This window comes from Bacillus sp. BS98 (genome assembly GCF_008432245.1).
In the GTDB taxonomy this organism is placed as follows: domain Bacteria; phylum Bacillota; class Bacilli; order Bacillales; family Bacillaceae_G; genus Bacillus_A; species Bacillus_A toyonensis.
In genome coordinates, this window is record NZ_CP043830.1 from 3,858,463 (window position 1) to 3,878,772 (window position 20,310).

The following is a 20,310-nucleotide window of genomic DNA, read 5'->3' on the forward strand; positions in this document are numbered from 1 at the left end:
GCTGAGAGGTTTTTTTATTTAACTAGGAGGTTATAACAATGAGCGGAATTATAGCGACGTATTTAATCCATGACGATTCACTTAACTTAGACAAAAAGGCTGAACAAATTGCACTCGGTTTAACAATTGGCTCTTGGACTCATTTGCCACATTTATTACAAGAACAATTAAAACAACATAAAGGCAACGTCATTCATATTGAGGAATTAGATGAACAAGAACATATCAATTCGTATCTACGCAAAAAAGTAAAACGTGGGATTATTAAAATCGAATACCCATTATTAAATTTCAGTCCAGATTTACCAGCGATTTTAACAACTACATTCGGAAAGTTATCACTTGATGGCGAAGTGAAATTAATTGACTTAACGTTTTCAGACGAATTAAAAAAGCACTTTCCTGGTCCAAAATTCGGTATAGACGGTATTCGAAATCGTGTACAAGTGTATAACCGTCCCCTTTTAATGAGCATTTTCAAAGGAATGATTGGACGAAATATTGGATACTTAAAAACTCAATTACGCGATCAAGCAATTGGTGGTGTGGATATCGTAAAAGATGATGAAATTTTATTCGAGAACTCCTTAACACCACTTGCGAAGCGAATTGTATCTGGAAAAGAAGTTTTACAATCCGTATATGAAACATACGGCCATAAAACATTATATGCCGTAAATTTAACAGGGCGAACTTTCGACTTAAAAGAAAATGCGAAACGCGCAGTGCAGGCTGGTGCTGATATTCTATTATTTAATGTATTTGCTTACGGACTAGATGTACTACAATCACTGGCAGAAGATGATGAAATCCCAGTTCCTATTATGGCACACCCTGCTGTAAGTGGTGCTTATTCAGCATCCAAGCTATATGGGGTCTCATCTCCATTATTACTTGGAAAGCTACTACGTTATGCTGGTGCTGATTTTTCTTTATTCCCGTCTCCATACGGAAGTGTTGCGTTAGAAAAGGAAGAGGCTTTCAACATTTCAAACTATCTAACTGAAGACGATGCGTTTTTCAAGAAAAGTTTCTCTGTCCCATCTGCTGGCATTCATCCTGGTTTCGTTCCCTTTATTCTACGAGACTTCGGTAAAGATGTTGTTATTAATGCGGGCGGCGGCATACATGGGCATCCGTATGGGGCGCAAGGTGGTGGAAAGGCTTTCCGCACTGCAATTGATGCTACTTTGCAAGGTAATCTACTCCATGAAGTAGATGACATAAATTTGCATAGCGCACTACAAATATGGGGAAATCCCTCTTATGAGGTGAAATTATGAGTATTCAAGTATTTTGTGATTTCGATGGTACGATTACAAATAACGATAACATTATGTCGATTATGGAAAAATTCGCACCACCAGAAGCAGAAGAAATAAAGCAAAGAATTTTATCACAAGAGCTTTCTATTCAAGAAGGTGTTTCTCAATTATTTCAATTGCTACCTACTAATTTGCATGATGATATAATTCAATTTTTAAAAGAAACTGCCGAAATTCGTAGTGGCTTTCGTGAATTTATACAATTTGTAAATGAAAATAATATTTCTTTTTACGTTGTATCAGGTGGAATGGATTTCTTCGTCTATCCACTCTTACAAGGAATCATTCCAAAAGAGCAAATTTACTGTAATGAAACAGACTTTTCAAATGAATACATTACAGTTAAGTGGCCTAACCCTTGTGATCATTACTGTCAAAATCATTGTGGATTATGTAAATCATCTTTAATCCGCAAATTAAGTGATACAAATAATTTCCATATTGTAATCGGAGATTCTATTACTGATTTACAAGCTGCGAAACAAGCAGATAAAGTATTCGCTCGCGATTTCCTTATTACAAAGTGTAAAGAAAATCATATTGTTTATACACCGTTTGAAACATTTCACGATGTTCAAGCTGAATTAAAACATTTGTTGGAGGTGAAATCATGAAACAACTGTTTCGTCAATGGTATGACTTAAGCGAGATTAAAAAAGAATTAACAACTCGAAATTGGTTTCCAGCAACAAGTGGCAATATTTCTATAAAAGTTAGTCATGAGCCGCTTACTTTCCTTATTACAGCAAGCGGTAAAGATAAAACAAAAACCACTCCAGATGATTTTCTATTAGTAGATCATGCAGGAGTTCCTGTTTTAGAGACTGAATTACGCCCTTCAGCAGAAACAATATTGCATACACATATTTATAACAATACGAATGCCGGGTGCGTACTTCATGTTCATACAACGGATAACAATGTCATCACAAATTTGTATAGCGATACAGTCACCCTTCAAAATCAAGAAATCATTAAAGCTCTTGATATTTGGGAGGAAGGTGCAACAATTCACATTCCTATTATCGAAAACCATGCTCATATCCCAACACTTGGGGAAAACTTCCGAAAACATATACAAGGAGATTCGGGAGCAGTATTAATTCGAAATCACGGCATCACTGTATGGGGCCGTGATAGCTTTGATGCAAAGAAAAGATTAGAAGCTTATGAGTTTTTATTCCAATTTCATATAAAACTATTATCAATTCAAGGAGGCGTTTCTAATGGCGCAAATTCGTATTCATGAAGTAAATACTCGCATTGAGAATGAAGTGGAAGTATCAAAATTTCTACAAGAGGAAGGCGTTTTATATGAGAAATGGAATATTTCTAAACTTCCTACTCATTTAAATGAAAATTATTCGTTAACAGATGATAACAAAGCTGAAATATTAACTGTTTTTTCAAAAGAAATCGCTGATGTTTCAGCACGCCGAGGTTATAAAGCGCATGATGTAATTTCACTTTCAAGTAGCACACCTAACCTTGACGAATTATTAATTAATTTCCAAAAAGAACACCATCATACTGATGATGAAGTTCGCTTTATTGTCAGTGGCCATGGCATCTTTGCTATTGAAGGCAAAGATGGAAAATTCTTTGACGTTGAACTTGAGCCAGGCGACCTAATCTCTGTTCCTGAAAATGCAAGACATTATTTTACTTTGCAGGATGATCGTCAAGTTGTAGCTATTCGTATTTTTGTTACAACTGAAGGCTGGGTTCCAATCTATTAAGGTAGCTAGTTGAATAAAAGGACTTGGCCCCCCTTTTCCAACCTTTTATTCACTCTACATATATACATCCTCCTATGGAACAGGCTTATTTCAAAAAATGAAATAGGCCTGATTTTTTATTTATTCAAAGCATCTTTCCTCTTCTTCCAAGAAACAATCTATCCACTCGATTTTTCAAGTGTATTTCTCAACCCTTTTTGAACATTTGTTGAACTTTTTTTGAATTTTTTCTGAAAATTCTGTTTTATATATGATATACTACAACTAATAAGAAGGAAAATAATATTGCAAACAGAGGGGGATAATCATGAGTTTACTTATCGCACTTATACTAGGAGTTTTATGCGGAGCTATTCCTGTTATTTTAGGAGCTATTATGGAAGAGTTAGAAGTTGGTGTTTTAGGTTTTGTCGCCTCTTGTGTAAGCGCTTTATTTTTTGGTTTATACGGCGCTATTCCTGTTGCTATTCTGTGCGCATTTTATATATTACGCCACGCTCGCTCAAAACAATTTGGCGCTAACCACATGGCGCAAGTTATCCCGTTCCCGGTTGAACGGTGCCGTCGAGCTTCTAGCTTATAATTATAAAAATGAAATATATTTACCTAAATAAATAAAAGTCCTCAAATGAGGACTTTTATTTATTTTCTTCTAGAAATTGAAACAATTCTTGTAGATGTAACGCATCTTCACTATAGCTAACAGACACATGACATATATCGTCAATCTCAGCTTGCATATAAAGATCCACTCCATCACGATCATATTTTAATGCCAAATAAAACTCCATTTCTTCTAACATCTTTTTTGAAGTTCGAATGACATAATGCCCTTTCTCATCTCTTCCATATTCAAAGTTTGGTTCAAAATCATATTTTTGTTTAAAGGCTTCCTTTTGTTTTTCATTGATTTGTATACAAGTTGCTCGCTGCACAGCATCAATCATCTCATCAAACTTTTGGAGATCCATCTCATTTACCCCCTTATATACTTTTTATATAACACTTGTGTTCCGCTATTTTCTTCTCCATCCATAATTAACTCTTCATACAATTCTTTCGCCAAGCTTAAACCTGGTACTGGTAATTGTAATTTTTCAGCCTCATCTAAAGCGATTTTCATATCTTTCATAAAATGCTTTACGTAAAACCCTGGCTCAAAGTCTCCTTTTAACATTCGAGGAGCTAAATTATTTAATGACCAACTACCTGCTGCACCTGTTGAAATACTCTCTAATACTTTATCTGGATTTAGTCCAGCCTTTTTCGCGTAAGCAACAGCTTCACATACTCCAATCATGTTGGATGCAATTGCAATTTGATTGCACATTTTCGTATGTTGTCCACTCCCAGCTGGTCCTTGTAACTGAATATTTGTTCCTAGTTTTTCAAATAACGGTAAACATCTATCATATATGTCTTTCTCTCCACCGACCATAATTGCAAGTCTTGCTTCTTTAGCACCAACATCTCCTCCAGATACTGGGGCATCTAACGTAAATACATTCTTTCTTTTACCAACTTCATTTATACGTTTTGCCAATGTTGGTGTAGATGTCGTAAAATCAATGGCTATCGTGCCTTCATTTGCATTCTCTATAATCCCTTCACTTCCAAAGTACACTTCTTCAACATCATGTGGATATCCAACCATAGTCATTACAACATCTACTTGCTTCACTAACTCTTTCGGTGTATCACACCAATTTGCACCATCTTGTACTAAAGAATCTGTCTTCGCTTTCGTTCTATTATATACATATACTTTATGACCTTCTTGCATTAAATGACGAACCATACTTTTTCCCATTACACCAATACCGATGAAACCTATTGATAAAATTTTGTTTTCCATATTCTCATCCCCTTTGTTCTAATAAATCATTTACCATCTTTCGAAACTCATTATTAAAATCATCATCCATACTATTTTTCACATTTGAAAATAAAATAACAAAAGTCCCTTTTTCTTTATTAAAATTATTGAAAGTGTTCCAACCAGATAGTACACCATGATTATGAAAATAATCTGGGTATATATAAAAACTAAATGCATATTTCCGTTCTTCTGAAGGTGAAAACATCGCTTGCATACTTTGTTCAGAAAGAAGTTTCCCATTTATAATTGCTTCGTCTAATTTCTTCATATCTCCAACTGTCGTATACATCTCGCCGCAACCGTATAACCAATCCATTGACAATTTTTGTGCAGGTTCAAGTACATTATCTTTCTTAACGTACCCTTTAGTAAAATGCTGATCTCCCGGCGCCATATTTCCCATACCAGATTCGTGCATTTCTGCTTTAATAAATATATTTTCTTTTATGTAATCTCCTAACGTTTTTTTTGATATGCTTTCTATAATATAAGCAAGCACCATATAATTATAATCTGTATATCTCCAACCTGCTCCTGGTGGAAACTCTACTTTTTGACTCCCAATCCAATTTACTAAGTTTATACGAGAAGCCGCATTCACTTTTCCTTTGCCGCTTTCCGGTAAACCCGATGTATGCGTTAATAAATGATATAAAGTGATATTTTTATCTGCTGGAAATGAAGGAATATATGTATTTACATTTTCCTGAATGTTTAATTTCCCTTGTTCTTGTAGCTGTAAAATAGATGTAGCAACTACTGTTTTCGTAATAGAACCGATACGATATTTTGTTTGAGGTGTATTTTCTATTTTATTTTGAACATCAGCATATCCATATCCTTTATTCAATATAACACGCTCTTTATCAGTCACCAAAACTGTCCCATTAAATTGCTTTCCTACTAAATATTGATCTAATTTTTGAGATATACTAGCATAATCAATTTGTCTCTCTTCTTTTTCTTCTATATTATCTTGCACTTCTGACCCAATAGCCGGGGCCACATTAGTAGTTAACACTGTTTGTTCCATTACACTGGGAGCATAGAAAGCATAGTATACTCCACCGCAAACAACAGTACATAGTGAAGCAACTACTATTATTTTTTTTATCATATTGTTCCTCCATAATTACTTCATTACATATGGTCTCCCTACTACTATTATCAGGCAATAAAAAAAAATCGCAACAATTAGTTGCGAAAAATCACATTTTTTCTTTTCTATATATACATACCTGATTTTTCCCATTTTTTTTCGCTTCATATAATGCAATGTCCGCTCGCTGCATTAATTCTTCTCTTGTAATTCCTTTCTCATATAACGCTACTCCAAAACTCGCTGTTAATTTCGAAATTCCAGAGAATTGTTTTGTTTCAATAAAAAAGCGCAATGATTCTGCAACTTGAAATGCTTCTTTTTCTACTGTATTTGTCACTAATATAATAAATTCTTCTCCTCCCCATCTTGCAAATACATGTTGTTGCTCTACTTTAGACTTCATAAGTTCTGCAAGTTGTATTAATGCTAAGTCTCCAAAATCATGACCATATGTGTCATTTACTGTTTTAAAATTATCTATATCAAATAATATAATTGCCATTTTTTCATCGTTACGTATTACATTATCCCACTCTACCTCTAATATTTGTTGGAACTTCAAACGATTATAAATCTCTGTCAATGAATCTATCATGGCAAGTCTTTCTTGTTCTTGATAGATTTCATCTAATTCTGTAATCTCTGTACACTTTACAATAAATCTCGATAAATCTTCTGGTAACGGCGTCGCACGTAATAAAAAAGTTGATACAATTCCTTCATAATTAGACATCTTAATTCTTCTATCATATGATAATGTATCATCTAACCATGTTATATCATGAGTCGTCGAATAATATCCATTTTCTCTAATAAAATGTTCGGCAAACACTAAATGTTGCTCACGATAATCAAACAAATTTTCATATCCAAAAAACTCTAAAAAATTCGTATTACAATCAACAATCTCATCATCTTCTACTATAAATAATAGATCATTGTGAAAATCAAACATCATCTGCAGTAGTTCTTGTTGCAAACTTACTTGCCGCACTAAAGAAAGTTGATACAAACTTTTATTTACTTCCTCTAACACTACTTGTGGAGTTACTGGGGCTATCACAATATTACGTATTCCTAACGTAAGCACCTCTGTAAACTCATTTGTTATTTGTTGATCCCAAATGACAATGAATGTACTATGTGGATTATACATATTCTTTATATATTTTATTTGAGAAAAATCTGTTACATACATAATTACAATATGCGGTTTAGTCTTATGAAACAATAGTTCTCCTTCTTCAAAACTATTTGCTATAAACATGCATTTGGGATGAATATTTTCAATCGTTTGTTGATGTGTGCATCCATTTTCTATATAAAGGACATTTAACTTAAGATCTTGTAATACATTTTGGAAAACCGTATTCTCTAATAAAAAATGTAGTATGTTCATCACTAGTCTTCACTCACTTCATATATCTTGTTCTACAGAATTCCTCACAAACGTTTTATAAATAGCTATTCCCAAAAACTTTAATGCGTGAGGGATACATAGTAACAAGCTAATTGAGAATGTAATCTTCGCTTTTTCACTCTATAAATTCCTTTTTTAGTGTATGATTATAGGAATTGTATCGTTTGTATGAATGCCCTAGCTTACTCTTTAAAACTTGACAATTAAAATAAAGATATTATATTCTTAAACTCGACAACTTACAAAATGTAAGTAGAAGATATTACATTTATTTTTAAATAATTTGATATGTAATTTGGAGGATATATAATGACAAACGATAACTTTTTTAACGTTCTATATGAACGCACGTCTACACGTGCATTCAACCCAGACAAAGAAATTTCATCGACAGAATTACATGAAATTTTAAAAGCAGCTGCACAAGCACCTTCTGCTTGGAACCTGCAACACTGGAAATTCCTTGTTTTCCAAGGAGAAGATGTACAAAAACGATTACATCCAATTGCTTATAACCAACAACAAATTCTCGATGCTTCTGCAGTAGTCGCTGTTTTAGGTGATTTAGAAGCTTATAAAAATGTTGAACCCGTTTATGGTCCAATTGTTGAACAAGGCTTTATGAAAGAAGAAGCAAAAGAGCGCTTAGCTAAAAACATTGAATCTGCATATACTCGTGAACAATTCCCAAGAGATGCTGCTTTTTCAAATGCATCTTTAGCAGCAATGCAACTTATGCTTGCAGCTAAAGCAACTGGCTGGGACACTTGCGCTATCGGTGGTTTCAATCCACAAGCACTTACAGAAGAATTCAATGTTTCATCTCGATACGTACCAATTATGCTTATTACAATTGGTGAATCAACTTTAAAAGGCCACCCTGCACCACGAATGAGCGTAGAGCAAGTGAGTGAATGGGCAAAATAGTAAAAACGAAGGTAATTTCATTACCTTCGTTTTTTTATACTCTGTCACACATCCGTAATATTACAATGTGTTATTCGATATCTACAGATAGATAAACAGTACAGTTTATGTTAATTCCATAAACAAATATGACGTTTTGTGTCGAAATTTGTTAAAACATCGAAATATAACCGTGTATTTTTGTTACAATTATGATACAATGATAACAAATAGATAACAAGAGAGGGATTTTCATTGAGTTCATACGGAAGCTTTATCGCACTTTTAAGTTACATAGTAACTGTACTACTTCTATATTTTATTGGCGATGCTGCAAACATATCAGTGTTACAATTCCCAAAAGAAGAAGCGTTCCAATTAGACGCAGAAAAACATACTGCGCGATCCATTGCACCATTACTCTTAGCTCTCCCAGTATATATCATTGTTTTATATAAAAGTAAAAAAGTGTAAAGCCTACCTATTTCATTCATTTTGGTGGTCTTTACACTTTTTTGTGATATTTCCCCTATTTTAAACATCATTCCGTACTAAACACCCAGCTAGTCTTTTAAAATGAGAAAATACCCTAGAAAAAATTCCACGCTCTGTCCAGTCACTAACTACCGAACTTACATAGATTATAAGTGTGAAGGGGGTGATGAGGATTATGTTTGGATCATTTGGATGCTGTGATAACTTTAGAGACTGTCATCATCGTGAAAGAGAGTGTGACCATCGCGACCATCGTGAGAAAGAGAGAGAGGTAAAACCACAACAACCAGCTGTATGTAACGTACTTGCTAGCATTTCAGTTGGAACAGAGCTTTCTCTTTTAAGCATTAGAGGTAATGGTACTTTCAACAATGTAATTTTTGAAGGTTTCGCTAACGGTGTTGCTCTTTTCTCTGCTTTAGCTCGTAATAACAAAGACGACAAAGATAACAATAAAGACGATAAGAACAATCAAAATCGAAATACTTTTACTGGTATTTTACGTGTATGCCCAACTGATATCGTTGCAATCGCTATCTAATTCTGTCTCTTATCCTCGATAGTAAGCAAATAAGATTTACTTTTCTCATAGAAAAAACCTGAGACCGATTTCAAATCGACTCAGGTTTTTTTATTGATTATATGCTTTTAACTAATTCAACAACTTCTTCAGCAGTTGACATTGTTAATGCTTTTTCTGCTAATGTTTCCATTTCTGCTTTTGACAACTTGCTTAGTTGTGTTCTTGCAGGAAGGATAGATGTTGCACTCATACTGAACTCATCTAAGCCTAATCCTAATAATAATGGGATAGCAAGTGAATCTCCCGCCATCTCACCACACATACCAGCCCATTTGCCCTCTTTATGAGCAGCATCGATAACCATTTTTACAAGACGTAAAATAGATGGGTTATATGGTTGATATAAGTAAGCTACACGTTCGTTCATACGGTCTGCAGCCATTGTGTATTGGATTAAGTCATTTGTTCCGATAGAGAAGAAATCAACTTCTTTTGCGAATTGATCTGCTAATACTGCTGAAGCTGGAATTTCAACCATCATACCCACTTCAATAGAATCAGAAACAGTTGTACCCGCTTCTACAAGCTTTGCTTTCTCTTCTAATAAAATCGCTTTCGCTTGACGGAACTCATCAAGAGTTGCAATCATTGGGAACATAATTTTTAAGTTACCGTATACGCTAGCACGAAGTAATGCACGAAGTTGTGTACGGAACACATCTTGCTCATCAAGACATAAGCGAATTGCACGGTATCCTAAGAATGGGTTCATTTCTTTTGGTAAATGTAAGTATGGAAGTTCTTTATCTCCACCGATGTCAAGTGTACGAACAACAACAGGTTGACCTTCTTTTACACCTTCAAGAACTGCTTTATACGCCTCGAACTGCTCTTCTTCTGTTGGAAGATTGTCACGGCCCATGTATAAGAATTCTGTACGGTATAAACCAACGCCTTCTCCGCCATTATCGATAATACCTTGTACATCATTTGGTGTTCCGATATTAGCAACAAGCTCAACGTGATGTCCATCGCTCGTTACAGTAGCTTGGTCTTTTAATTTTGCCCATATTGCTTTTTGCTCTTCAAATTTCGCTTTCTTTTCTTCAAAAGAACGAAGAGTTTCTTCCGATGGGTTTACAATTACTTCTCCATCTAAACCGTCAATGATTACGATATCGCCATTTTGGATTTTCTCCATAACAACTTTCGTACCAACAACTGCAGGAATTTCCATAGAACGAGCCATAATTGCAGAGTGAGATGTACGTCCACCGATATCAGTCGTGAAACCTTTTGCATACTTACGGTTTAACTGAGCTGTATCAGATGGTGTTAAATCTTCAGCAATAATGATTACTTCTTCAGAAATTGTACCAGGGTTTGAGAAGTTAATTCCTAGTAAATGTGCAAGAACGCGTTTTGTTACGTCACGAATGTCCGCAGCACGTTCTTTCATATATTCGTTATCCATGTTTTCAAACATAGAAATAAACATTGATGCAACTTCATCCATTGCAAATTCAGCATTTACTTTTTCGCTATTTACTTTATCTTTTACCGGGTTTACTAGTTCTGGATCATTTAATACTAATAAATGTGCTTCAAAGATCGCAGCTTTATCAGCACCCAGCTCAGCAAAAGCGTGGTCCTTAATTGCTTCTAATTCAGTTTTTGCTTTCTCAAGCGCAGCGTCTAAGCGTGCAATTTCAGCAGCTTCGTTTGTAATTGATTTCTTTTCAATGTTAAATTCAGGATTCTCAAGTCTGAAAGCCTTTGCAATAGCAATCCCACTTGATGCAGCGATCCCTTGAATATTAAGAGTCATTATTCTCCTAATCCTTCGTTTTTCATAGTTTCTTCGATAGCTGCTAGTGCTTGAGCTGCATCATCACCATTTGCAGTGATTTTAATTTCTGCGTTTTGTTGAATGCCTAAAGACATAACGCCCATGATTGATTTTAAGTTAACGTTTTTTCCGTTATACTCTAAGTTAATGTCAGAACCAAATTTGCTTGCAGTGTTTACAAGTAGAGTTGCTGGACGTGCATGAATTCCTGAGTCGCTTGTTACTTTAAAGATTTTTTCCATGATAATTTATCTCCTTTAAATTACAGTTTTTTTTAGTTGTATAGACGTGAGTACTACATCATCTATTGTATATAATAGGCGATGTTCGGTCAACCACATCGCCTATTATAATTATAAACATTTTGCGTCAAATTCCTACTGAATGTCAATAATAGCGTTTTCGCCCTTCTTAACATTTCCATCTTTTTTCAATTCGACTTGTTGCCCTTGTTGTAAATTTGTAAATACAATTGGCGTAATAATAGATGGTGCATTTTCTTTTATGAATGTAAGATCTACTTTTAATAATGGTTGTCCTTGTTTCACTTTGTCGCCTTGCGCTACAAGTGCCTCAAATCCTTCACCATTTAATTTTACAGTATCAATACCAAAGTGAATTAATATCTCTTTTCCACCCTCAGATTGAATACCAATCGCATGCTTTGTAGGGAATACATTGACGATCTCACCATTAACTGGAGAAACTACTGTTCCTTCTGTTGGCTCGATTGCAAATCCGTCTCCCATCATTTTTCCTGAGAATACTTGATCAGGTACTTCTGTAATCGGTAAGATTTTCCCTTCAATTGGTGATACGATTGTTTCATTTTCATCAACTTTTTGAGGAGTTTCTTCTACCTTTACAGGCTCTTCTTTTTCAACATGAGGTGTACGGCCTGACATAATATCATGAATTTGTGATTTTAATGTGTCAGATTTTGGTCCGAAAATAGCTTGAATGTTATTTCCAACTTCAAGTACACCAGCCGCTCCAAGTTCTTTTAAGCGGTCTTTGTTTACATTCTTTTGTTCGTTAACTTGAACACGTAAACGAGTAATACAAGCATCTAAAGAAGCAATGTTTTCTTTACCACCAAGTGCTACTAATACTTCTCGAGGAAGTTCACCTGCTTCTGTTTTTCCTGCGCCGTCATTCGCATTTGCTACTTCACGACCAGGTGTTTTTAAATTCCATTTACGGATTGCAAAGCGGAATCCGAAGTAGTAAATAACTGCTAGTACAAGACCAACAATAATTACCCACCACCATGCTGTACGGCCTGGTAATACACCGAATAACATAAAGTCGATTAAACCACCAGAGAATGTCATACCAATTTTAACACCTAAAATTTGCATTGTCATAAATGATAGACCAGCAAATACAGCGTGAATTCCGAATAATACTGGTGCTACGAATAAGAATGAAAATTCAAGTGGTTCTGTAATACCTGTTAAGAAAGATGTTAATGCAGCAGAACCTAAAATACCAGCTGCTAATTTTTTATTTTCTGGACGTGCTTCATGGTACATTGCTAAAGCTGCTGCTGGAAGACCGAACATCATGAACGGATACTTACCAGTTGTAAATGTACCTGCTGTTAATTCTACACCATCTTTTAACTGTGCCATAAAGATTTTTTGGTCACCGCGGATTAATTCGCCAGCCGCATTTGTGTACTGACCAAATTCGAACCAGAACGGTGAATAGAAAATGTGATGTAATCCAAATGGAATTAATGAACGTTCAATTAAACCAAAAATAAATGCTGCTAACGTTCTATTCGCATCAATCATTTGATGTGAGAACGTATTTAAGCCACCTTGAATGTATGGCCAAATGAAGCACATGATAATACCTACTACTAAAGAGAATGTTGCAGTTGCGATCGGTACGAAACGCTTACCTGCAAAGAAACCTAGGTATGAAGGTAATTCAATATTGAAGTATTTATTATAGCAATATGCCGCTACTATACCGACGATAATACCACCAAATACTCCTGTTTGTAGCGTTGGAATTCCTAATACATTCGCATATGCTGGATCTGCAAATCCAATTTTCACTGGGTCTGCTCCAGAACTTGTTACTTTTACTAACTTATCTACTTCTAAGAACACACTCATCGTTTTGTTCATAATTAGGTAGCCAACGAATGCTGCTAAACCAGCTACTCCGTCTCCACCTGCTAAACCAATTGCTACCCCAACTGCGAATAATAATGCAAGGTTAGCGAAAATAATATCACCAGATTGTTCCATAATTTTTGCAACCATTACGAACCAATCTGCTTTTAAAGCAGGAATAACATTTGTTAACTGTGGATTTTGAAATGCATTACCAAATCCAAGTAAAATACCTGCTGCCGGTAAAATCGCTACTGGAAGCATTAACGCTTTCCCGACTTTTTGAAGAACACCAAAGATCTTCTTAAACATGGAAACCCTTCCTCTCTTATCTATATTGATACCTTCCGACAAACGCCAAAAAGGCATGAGGAAAAAAAGATAGAACGATAGCTATACAAAGGGTAGTATATCCCTTTCTCTAGCTTACATTCCTGGCTTTTCTCCACTCATGCCTGATCGAATCAGTAACACGTGTCAAAAATAGGTTTACGTATAAGTTCACTATAATTAAGGCAAACGTTTTCGTTACTTACCTTAATGTGTTTGTCGAAATTTGTATAACTTTGCAATAGTTATTATACATAACTATTGTAAGCGATTCAATGATTTTTTTTAACGTTTTCATTTTAGACAAAAATATATGTCTTTTTACACATGCTCCGCTTTCACTAATCGTTGCAAGTGCATTGTTAAATAAATACTTTCAGCTTCATATACAGGCAATTGCAATTCTTTTTGCATGACCTTAACCAGCTTCCAGGCTAAATTATAACAGACGGGATATTCTGCCTTTAATAAATCAGCAAAGCTTTGTGATTCCTCAACTTTTTCTCCCTTTTTCACCCGTTCAATAGCATATTGTAAATGACGAATAAGGCGCAAATAGTGAATACTTTCTTGGTCTAATGTAATTTGTAAGCTTGTTTCAATTAAAGATACAAGTTGTGCAATGAGACGGGAGTTTTGATTAACTGAAGATAAATCTGAATTTGTAAGTGAACTGTAAATATGGAGTGCAATAAAACCAATTTCTCCTTCTGGCAATGTAATTTGCAAACGAGAATTTAAAAGGTCTACAACACCTTCAGCAATTTCGTATTCTTCTGGATATAGCATTTTCGTTTCAACCAGAAAAGGATTATCTATTGTAAGTCCTTGTTTTAACCGCTTAACTGCAAAAGAAATATGATCTGTTAAAGCGATGTGAATATGTTCATTTAATGGCGATTTTGCCTTTTCTTGAATGTAGAACATAATGTCATTCATTAATTCAATTAATTTTTCACTCACATGCGGCACTAACAGTTTGTATTGTTCTCGATCACGTTCATTTTTTAAAACAAACATTTTTTCAATTTGTAATTGCTCCAATACATCTTTCGCTTTTTTTCCAAATCCAATTCCTTTACCAATCACTACTACTTCCTCGTGTTCAGGATGGCTAGCAATGATGACATTATTATTTAAAACTTTTTTAATTTCTAGATAATTACTCATATAACACCACCCTCGTACTTAAATAGCCTGCTTTTATGTTACAGAATATTCTTCTTTGTCGTCAATGTAAAACATCTACCATTTAATAAAAATTCATTTTTTAGACATGTTTGTATATGATGCGTATAATGTAAGGGCAACTGTACATAGAAAGGAGATTGCAACATGATTAAAATGTTTGTAAGTGATATTGATGGAACAATGATGCAACACGGAGGTTTTATCGACGAACAAGATATTATCGCTTTGCGCAGCTTAGCTGAACAAAATGTAATTCTTTGTTTCGCTTCTGGAAGACTTGATAATGAAATTGCAGACTTAATGAGAGCGGTTAATACAAATTTCCATCGCATTAGTGTAAATGGTGTTTTTGTATATACACATGAAAATAAGAAGCTATTATCTGCAACTTTCGATTCCAGCATTCTTCCAGATTTGTTAGCTATGACAAATGAAGACCCTTATTTCCGTTATGTAAGTGATGAACATAGCTACTACATTGAAGAAAAAACACCGTTTATTCATGAACTTGAACAACAAGTAACGATGACTTCTGTTGAAGAACCTAATCTATTACAGAAAATTGATGATACAATTTTTCCAAATAAAATTTCTGTCGGTGGAACGAAGGAAAGCTTACAACTCCTTCAGAAAAAAATTGATGAAAAATTTCATGGGAAAGTTAGCACCTTCATTTCGGCAGAACAATGTTTAGATGTAATGCCACCTAATATTAGTAAAGGTTCTGCTATTTCTATTTTATTAAAAGAATTTCAAATACAACCAGAGGAAATTGCTTGCATAGGGGATTCTTATAATGATATTCCAATGTTCTCTTTAACTCCTCACAGTTTTGCTATGTCTCAAGCAGATGACGCAGTAAAAGAGCACGCTCACTATGTAGTAAATACGGTTAAAGATGCTGTTAACCACGTAATTACTCATAATAAAAATACGACTCACTCCTTATAAGGATGAGTCGTATTTTTATTTCTTTACATGTTAAACACTTTAAAATTTACTGTACTTTACAAACTGAAATATATTATTTGTTACGTGCGATGTTTGTAATAAATTTATAACGATCCCCACGATAAATACATTTCACATACTCTAACGGTATCTCACCTTCTGAATATGACCATTGGCGCATTACAAGCACAGGCGCCTTTTTAGGAATATGCAGATGTTCAGCTTCATTATCCGTTGCAATGGAAGCTTCAATTGATTGAGTAGCGCTAACAAGCTTAAAGCCCAGTTTTTTCTCTAAATGTTCATATAAAGATTGTTGCAATATTTCTTCGTTAATATCTTTTACAAGAGCTGGCGACAAATATGTCGTCTCAAAAGCAATCGGTTCATCATCAGCTAAGCGAATACGCCTCACTTCATAAACCGACTCCCCCTCCTGTATTCTCAACCGGTCTGCTATTTTCGCAGTAGCTGGAACTAGGCGGAAACTAAGTAATTGACTACTTGGGTTCATCCCGCGAGAAATCATATCTTCTGTGAATCCCGTCATTCCTTGCAATTTTTGTTCCACTTTCGGAAGTTGGACAAACGTTCCAATTCCACGTTTCCGATATAAATAGCCTTGTTCCACTAAATTATTAATCGCCTGTCTGATTGTCATACGACTCACTTCGAACTTATCACAAAGTTCATTCTCAGATGGGATTTTGTCTCCCGGCTTCCATTCGCCGTCCTCAATTAGCTGTTTCACCCACTCTTGAATCTGATAATAGATCGGAAATGGTGAATACTTGTCGATGTTCATCAGCAATCGCCTCACTGCATAAAGATAGAGCTTCTTGATCAGCGATTACGGTTACATTCGGATGACGTTGTAAAACTGTAGCAGGACACGCTTCACTATATTCACCTTGCAATAACTCTTTAAGTGCTTCTGCCTTTTTAGGCCCCATAGCAACAAGTAGAATTTGTTTTGCTTTCATAATGCTTCCAATTCCCATTGTAATCGCATGAGTTGGCACATCTTCTTCTTTTTCGAAGAAACGAAGGTTTGCTTGGCGTGTAGATTCTGTTAATTCAACAATGTTAGTTGGAGAATTAAATGCTGTTCCTGGCTCGTTAAATCCGATGTGACCGTTTTCACCGATTCCAAGAATCTGTAGGTCAACTGGGTTAGCAGCTAGAATGCTCTCGTAACGTGTGCACTCTTCCTCTAAATCACTTGCCATCCCGTTTGGTACATAAGTTTGTTTAAATGGAAGATAATCAAACAACTGTTCTTGCATGAAATAGTGATAGCTGTTTTTATCTTCGTGTGGTAAATTTACGTACTCATCTAAGTTTACAGTGGTTGCATGACTTGTATCAAGTTTATTTTTTCGCATTTCTGCATAAATACCTAATGGAGAGCTTCCTGTAGCCATTCCTAATGTTGGATTTTCTTTTGATTTTACAACTTCTTCAATTAATTTATAACCTGCTTCTGCTAATTCTTCTGGAGTTTTTACAACAAGAATATTCATTTAATTACTTCCCTTCCTTCATATGAATTCCTAAACGAACGGTATCATATACATGTAAATTTTCAGTCATCACAACAAAGTCTGCATCTTTCCCTACCGCTAACGCACCTTTTTTATTTAATCCAAACTCTTCTGCCTGGTTAACTGATGTCATACGTACTGCGTCTTCGATTGAACATCCTGTAAATTCAATTACATTTCGGAAAGCTTGATCCATTTTTAGAATACTACCAGCTAACGTTCCATCTTCTAATCGAGCACTACCATCTTTTACATGTACTGGCTGTCCGCCAAGTTCATATAATCCATCTTCAAGACCTTTTGCTCGCATTGCGTCAGTAATGACACTTACTTTTTTCGGTCCTTTTAATTTATATGCTAATTTCACCATATCAGGGTGAATATGAATGCCATCTGTAATTACTTCAACCATTACATCTGGATTTAATAACACATGACCAACAACTCCTGGTTCACGGTGATGTAATCCACGCATTTGATTGTACAAATGTGTTGCATGTGTAATGTTTCTATTTTTTAGTTGCGCATCAATTGCATCTGTATGCCCCATTGTGCCAACAACACCAGTTTCAGCAAGATACTGTTCAAACTCTAATGCTCCTTCTTCCTCTGGTGCATATGTGACTAACTTAATTAAATTACCGCTTGCTTCCTGCCATTGTTTAAACTGTTCAATATTCGCAGGAACGATATGTTCTAGTGGTTGTGCACCTGCACGTTTTTTTGAAACATACGGTCCTTCTAAATGAATATATTCGAAATGTGCTCCTTTTTCTTTCGCTTCCTTTGCAGCACTTAGTGCCGCTTCTATCGCTTCTGGAGCTTGTGTCATTGTTGTCGGGAAGTAAGTTGTAACCCCTTCTTTTAACATTTCTTTACCTAGAGTTACTAATCCATCGCTATTTGCATCCATCGCATCAATATCGTATCCACCATGAATATGAACATCAATCATACCTGGAATTACAATCTTCCCTGTAGCATCAATAACAGTTTCATCTTCTTGTGGTACATATTGAGCCATCAAACCAATTTCTTTAATTGTTTCTGCGTAACGAATAAATCCGTTTTCCACTACTTCTTGACCTGTGTAAATTTTGGCATTGATGACAATTTGCGTTTTCATTTTCATCGACCCTTTCCCATGAACTTTCCTACTTGTTCTTATTACCTTATTCGCCTAATTCCATCTTAATATATGCACGAGTAGTTGTCTATACATTCTAATGAAATTTCCATTTTGTTTAACGAAACATATATTATAATTACGTCTCTCGTAATTATAATATATGTTATTCATTTTTTCCAAAAAGGGACGGTCTCCATCTCTAATGTATGAATTACTTCAATAATGGCATGAATCCACTAGACCCTATCATAATATGTTCCCCATCTGTATTCACTTCTACAGTGCGTTTATTTGTTCCATATATCATTATACCGTGCCGTTTCAATCTCCTTACTACACTTTGGTGAGGATGGCCATACGGATTGCTACTCCCATACGAAAGAATAGCGAACTGTGGTTCTACTTTTTTTATAAACGTTTCACTTGTTGAAGTATATGAGCCATGATGCCCAACTTTTAATATATCTGCATGTACATCAAATTGCTTTAATATCTCATGTTCCGTCCGTACATCAGCATCGCCCATCAATAAAAAGTCAGCCTTTCCATATCGAACCTTTAAAACAATTGAGGATTCATTATTTTCATCTTTCGATTTCCCATTGTTTAATACCTGTATAGAAACATGTGGATCTAGCGGTATATATTGTCCTTCCTTTACCGAAACAAAAGGTATTCCCCTTTTCTTAATATTATTTCGATACGTATGATATGTAAAAGAGCTATATGTTTTTCCACTATCTAGTATAAGTGAGACCGGCATTTGCTCTACAATCGGAATTAGTCCACCAATATGATCCATATCAGGATGCGTACTGACAATAACATCTAAATGGTTTATCCCTTTTTCGATTAGTTTTTGAATAATAACCTCTCCTGCTTCATAAGGTCCTCCATCAATTAACATTGTTTGTCCATTTGGCAATACAATAAGTGTTGCATCACCTTGTCCAACTTTTAAAAAGTTCACTTGCATTTTACTAAGATGTTGCCGCTGCATATGTAAAGGAGACGTAGCATGAATAGACATCATATATCTTTTAGCCGAGGTACTATTTAAAGAAAAACATAATAAAACAGAAATTAACAACAAAATACTTCGTATACCCTTCATAACTCGTCTCCTTTTTTTCACTTAGTATGGCACGGGATATAATTGATATACAAAAAAAGCTTAGCAAAATGCTAAGCTTTTATTTTGATATTTCTTGTAAAGAACCGAAGAATAAATCTGCTTCATTCATCTGTTCACTCTCTTCAGAAAGTAGCGGTAAATCATCTAATGTTTTCAATCCAAATGTGTCCAAAAATTCTTTTGTCGTTCCATATAAAATAGGACGCCCTGGACCTTCTGCTCGGCCAGTTTCTTTTATAAGTAAGTGTGAAACTAACGTTTGTAGTGCCTTGTCCGTTTTTACCCCTCGAATCTCTTCCATTTCTGTCCTTGTAATCGGTTGACGATATGCAACGATCGCTAACGTTTCAAGAGCAGCTTGAGAGAGTGAGGCAGCTGTTGGGATATCTATTAATTTCTGATAGTACGAAGCATGTTCTTTCTTTGTAGCAAAGCGATATACTTTTGCATATTGTACAATTTGCAAACCGCGATGTGCACCTTCATATTCTTTTTGCATTTCTTCTAAAATATCTATTACTTCATTCACTTCAATTTCAAGAACTTTCGCTATTTGTTCTGGATAAATCCCTTCATCACCAGAAACAAACAAAAGCCCTTCAATGATTGATTTTTGTTCTTTTCTATCCATTGTCCGAGCTCCTTCCTCCTATTTTCTCATTA

The 20,310-nt window shown here is 35.2% G+C and carries 22 protein-coding genes; 9 read left to right on the forward strand and 13 right to left on the reverse strand.

Annotated features, from left to right (window positions below; genetic code table 11):
• Positions 1–38 precede the first annotated feature (38 nt).
• The 5 genes from mtnW to F0362_RS19870 all read left to right on the forward strand — a co-directional run bounded on the left by mtnW (position 39) and on the right by F0362_RS19870 (position 3,647).
• Positions 39–1,283, forward strand: a complete 1,245-nt coding sequence (gene mtnW / locus F0362_RS19850; RefSeq protein WP_000014211.1) for a 2,3-diketo-5-methylthiopentyl-1-phosphate enolase — start codon at positions 39–41, stop codon at positions 1,281–1,283.
• Positions 1,280–1,939, forward strand: a complete 660-nt coding sequence (locus F0362_RS19855; RefSeq protein WP_000027454.1) for a 2-hydroxy-3-keto-5-methylthiopentenyl-1-phosphate phosphatase — start codon at positions 1,280–1,282, stop codon at positions 1,937–1,939. The genes mtnW and F0362_RS19855 overlap by 4 nt, the downstream gene beginning before the upstream one ends.
• Complete coding sequence (locus F0362_RS19860) at positions 1,936–2,574, forward strand: methylthioribulose 1-phosphate dehydratase (RefSeq protein ID WP_000811318.1); 639 nt, start codon at positions 1,936–1,938, stop codon at positions 2,572–2,574. Before F0362_RS19855 ends, F0362_RS19860 begins: the two co-directional genes overlap by 4 nt.
• Complete coding sequence (locus F0362_RS19865; RefSeq protein ID WP_000057312.1) at positions 2,552–3,064, forward strand: 1,2-dihydroxy-3-keto-5-methylthiopentene dioxygenase; 513 nt, start codon at positions 2,552–2,554, stop codon at positions 3,062–3,064. Before F0362_RS19860 ends, F0362_RS19865 begins: the two co-directional genes overlap by 23 nt.
• A gap of 307 nt (positions 3,065–3,371) precedes the next feature.
• On the forward strand, positions 3,372–3,647 hold the full coding sequence (locus F0362_RS19870) for a hypothetical protein (protein WP_000054649.1): 276 nt from the start codon (positions 3,372–3,374) through the stop codon (positions 3,645–3,647).
• Between the two features lie 55 nt (positions 3,648–3,702).
• On the opposite strand, the gene F0362_RS19875 is transcribed toward F0362_RS19870, so the two are convergent.
• The 4 genes from F0362_RS19875 to F0362_RS19890 form a co-directional block, all read right to left on the reverse strand.
• Complete coding sequence (locus tag F0362_RS19875) at positions 3,703–4,035, reverse strand: DUF3909 family protein (RefSeq protein ID WP_000365606.1); 333 nt, start codon at positions 4,033–4,035, stop codon at positions 3,703–3,705.
• Positions 4,036–4,040: 5 nt separating this feature from the next.
• Positions 4,041–4,919, reverse strand: a complete 879-nt coding sequence (locus F0362_RS19880) for an NAD(P)-dependent oxidoreductase (protein ID WP_000428222.1) — start codon at positions 4,917–4,919, stop codon at positions 4,041–4,043.
• Between the two features lie 4 nt (positions 4,920–4,923).
• Positions 4,924–6,060: a serine hydrolase domain-containing protein gene (locus F0362_RS19885; RefSeq protein WP_000591854.1), complete on the reverse strand. Its 1,137-nt coding sequence runs from the start codon at positions 6,058–6,060 to the stop codon at positions 4,924–4,926.
• A 91-nt stretch (positions 6,061–6,151) separates the two neighbouring features.
• Positions 6,152–7,444: a GGDEF domain-containing protein gene (locus tag F0362_RS19890; protein ID WP_001023176.1), complete on the reverse strand. Its 1,293-nt coding sequence runs from the start codon at positions 7,442–7,444 to the stop codon at positions 6,152–6,154.
• Between the two features lie 330 nt (positions 7,445–7,774).
• Here F0362_RS19890 and F0362_RS19895 point away from each other — a divergent pair, with 330 nt between their 5' ends.
• From F0362_RS19895 to F0362_RS19905, 3 genes are all read left to right on the forward strand, one after another.
• The gene (locus F0362_RS19895) at positions 7,775–8,392 is read left to right on the forward strand and encodes a nitroreductase family protein (RefSeq protein ID WP_000180374.1); all 618 of its coding nucleotides are present in this window, start codon (positions 7,775–7,777) and stop codon (positions 8,390–8,392) included.
• Positions 8,393–8,626: 234 nt separating this feature from the next.
• The gene (locus F0362_RS19900; RefSeq protein WP_000100489.1) at positions 8,627–8,845 is read left to right on the forward strand and encodes a hypothetical protein; all 219 of its coding nucleotides are present in this window, start codon (positions 8,627–8,629) and stop codon (positions 8,843–8,845) included.
• 196 nt (positions 8,846–9,041) lie between these two features.
• The gene (locus tag F0362_RS19905) at positions 9,042–9,407 is read left to right on the forward strand and encodes a DUF3915 domain-containing protein (protein ID WP_000468033.1); all 366 of its coding nucleotides are present in this window, start codon (positions 9,042–9,044) and stop codon (positions 9,405–9,407) included.
• A gap of 97 nt (positions 9,408–9,504) precedes the next feature.
• Here the strand turns inward: F0362_RS19905 and ptsP are convergent, their stop codons facing one another.
• The 4 genes from ptsP to glcT all read right to left on the reverse strand — a co-directional run bounded on the left by ptsP (position 9,505) and on the right by glcT (position 14,867).
• Entirely contained in the window at positions 9,505–11,217 is a 1,713-nt protein-coding gene (gene ptsP / locus F0362_RS19910) for a phosphoenolpyruvate--protein phosphotransferase (RefSeq protein WP_000174209.1), read from the reverse strand.
• The gene (gene ptsH / locus F0362_RS19915; protein WP_000411080.1) at positions 11,217–11,480 is read right to left on the reverse strand and encodes a phosphocarrier protein HPr; all 264 of its coding nucleotides are present in this window, start codon (positions 11,478–11,480) and stop codon (positions 11,217–11,219) included. Before ptsH ends, ptsP begins: the two co-directional genes overlap by 1 nt.
• A 135-nt stretch (positions 11,481–11,615) precedes the next feature.
• On the reverse strand, positions 11,616–13,679 hold the full coding sequence (ptsG, locus tag F0362_RS19920) for a PTS glucose transporter subunit IIABC (protein WP_000473188.1): 2,064 nt from the start codon (positions 13,677–13,679) through the stop codon (positions 11,616–11,618).
• 339 nt (positions 13,680–14,018) lie between these two features.
• A complete protein-coding gene (gene glcT, locus F0362_RS19925; RefSeq protein ID WP_000073869.1) occupies positions 14,019–14,867 on the reverse strand; it encodes a glucose PTS transporter transcription antiterminator GlcT in 849 nt (282 codons plus the stop codon).
• Between the two features lie 165 nt (positions 14,868–15,032).
• Between glcT and F0362_RS19930 the strand changes: the two genes are divergently transcribed.
• On the forward strand, positions 15,033–15,839 hold the full coding sequence (locus F0362_RS19930) for a Cof-type HAD-IIB family hydrolase (protein ID WP_000594219.1): 807 nt from the start codon (positions 15,033–15,035) through the stop codon (positions 15,837–15,839).
• 73 nt (positions 15,840–15,912) lie between these two features.
• On the opposite strand, the gene phnF is transcribed toward F0362_RS19930, so the two are convergent.
• From phnF to scpB, 5 genes are all read right to left on the reverse strand, one after another.
• The gene (gene phnF, locus F0362_RS19935; protein WP_073990542.1) at positions 15,913–16,644 is read right to left on the reverse strand and encodes a phosphonate metabolism transcriptional regulator PhnF; all 732 of its coding nucleotides are present in this window, start codon (positions 16,642–16,644) and stop codon (positions 15,913–15,915) included.
• Positions 16,574–17,362 carry a glucosamine-6-phosphate deaminase gene (gene nagB / locus F0362_RS19940; RefSeq protein ID WP_001024199.1) on the reverse strand — a complete coding sequence of 263 codons (789 nt, stop codon included), beginning with the start codon at positions 17,360–17,362 and terminating at the stop codon, positions 16,574–16,576. The genes phnF and nagB overlap by 71 nt, the downstream gene beginning before the upstream one ends.
• A 4-nt stretch (positions 17,363–17,366) precedes the next feature.
• A complete protein-coding gene (nagA, locus tag F0362_RS19945; RefSeq protein WP_000856951.1) occupies positions 17,367–18,509 on the reverse strand; it encodes an N-acetylglucosamine-6-phosphate deacetylase in 1,143 nt (380 codons plus the stop codon).
• A gap of 214 nt (positions 18,510–18,723) precedes the next feature.
• Complete coding sequence (locus F0362_RS19950) at positions 18,724–19,626, reverse strand: ComEC/Rec2 family competence protein (protein WP_000676376.1); 903 nt, start codon at positions 19,624–19,626, stop codon at positions 18,724–18,726.
• Between the two features lie 79 nt (positions 19,627–19,705).
• Complete coding sequence (scpB, locus tag F0362_RS19955; RefSeq protein WP_000375175.1) at positions 19,706–20,278, reverse strand: segregation/condensation protein ScpB; 573 nt, start codon at positions 20,276–20,278, stop codon at positions 19,706–19,708.
• Positions 20,279–20,310 lie beyond the last annotated feature (32 nt).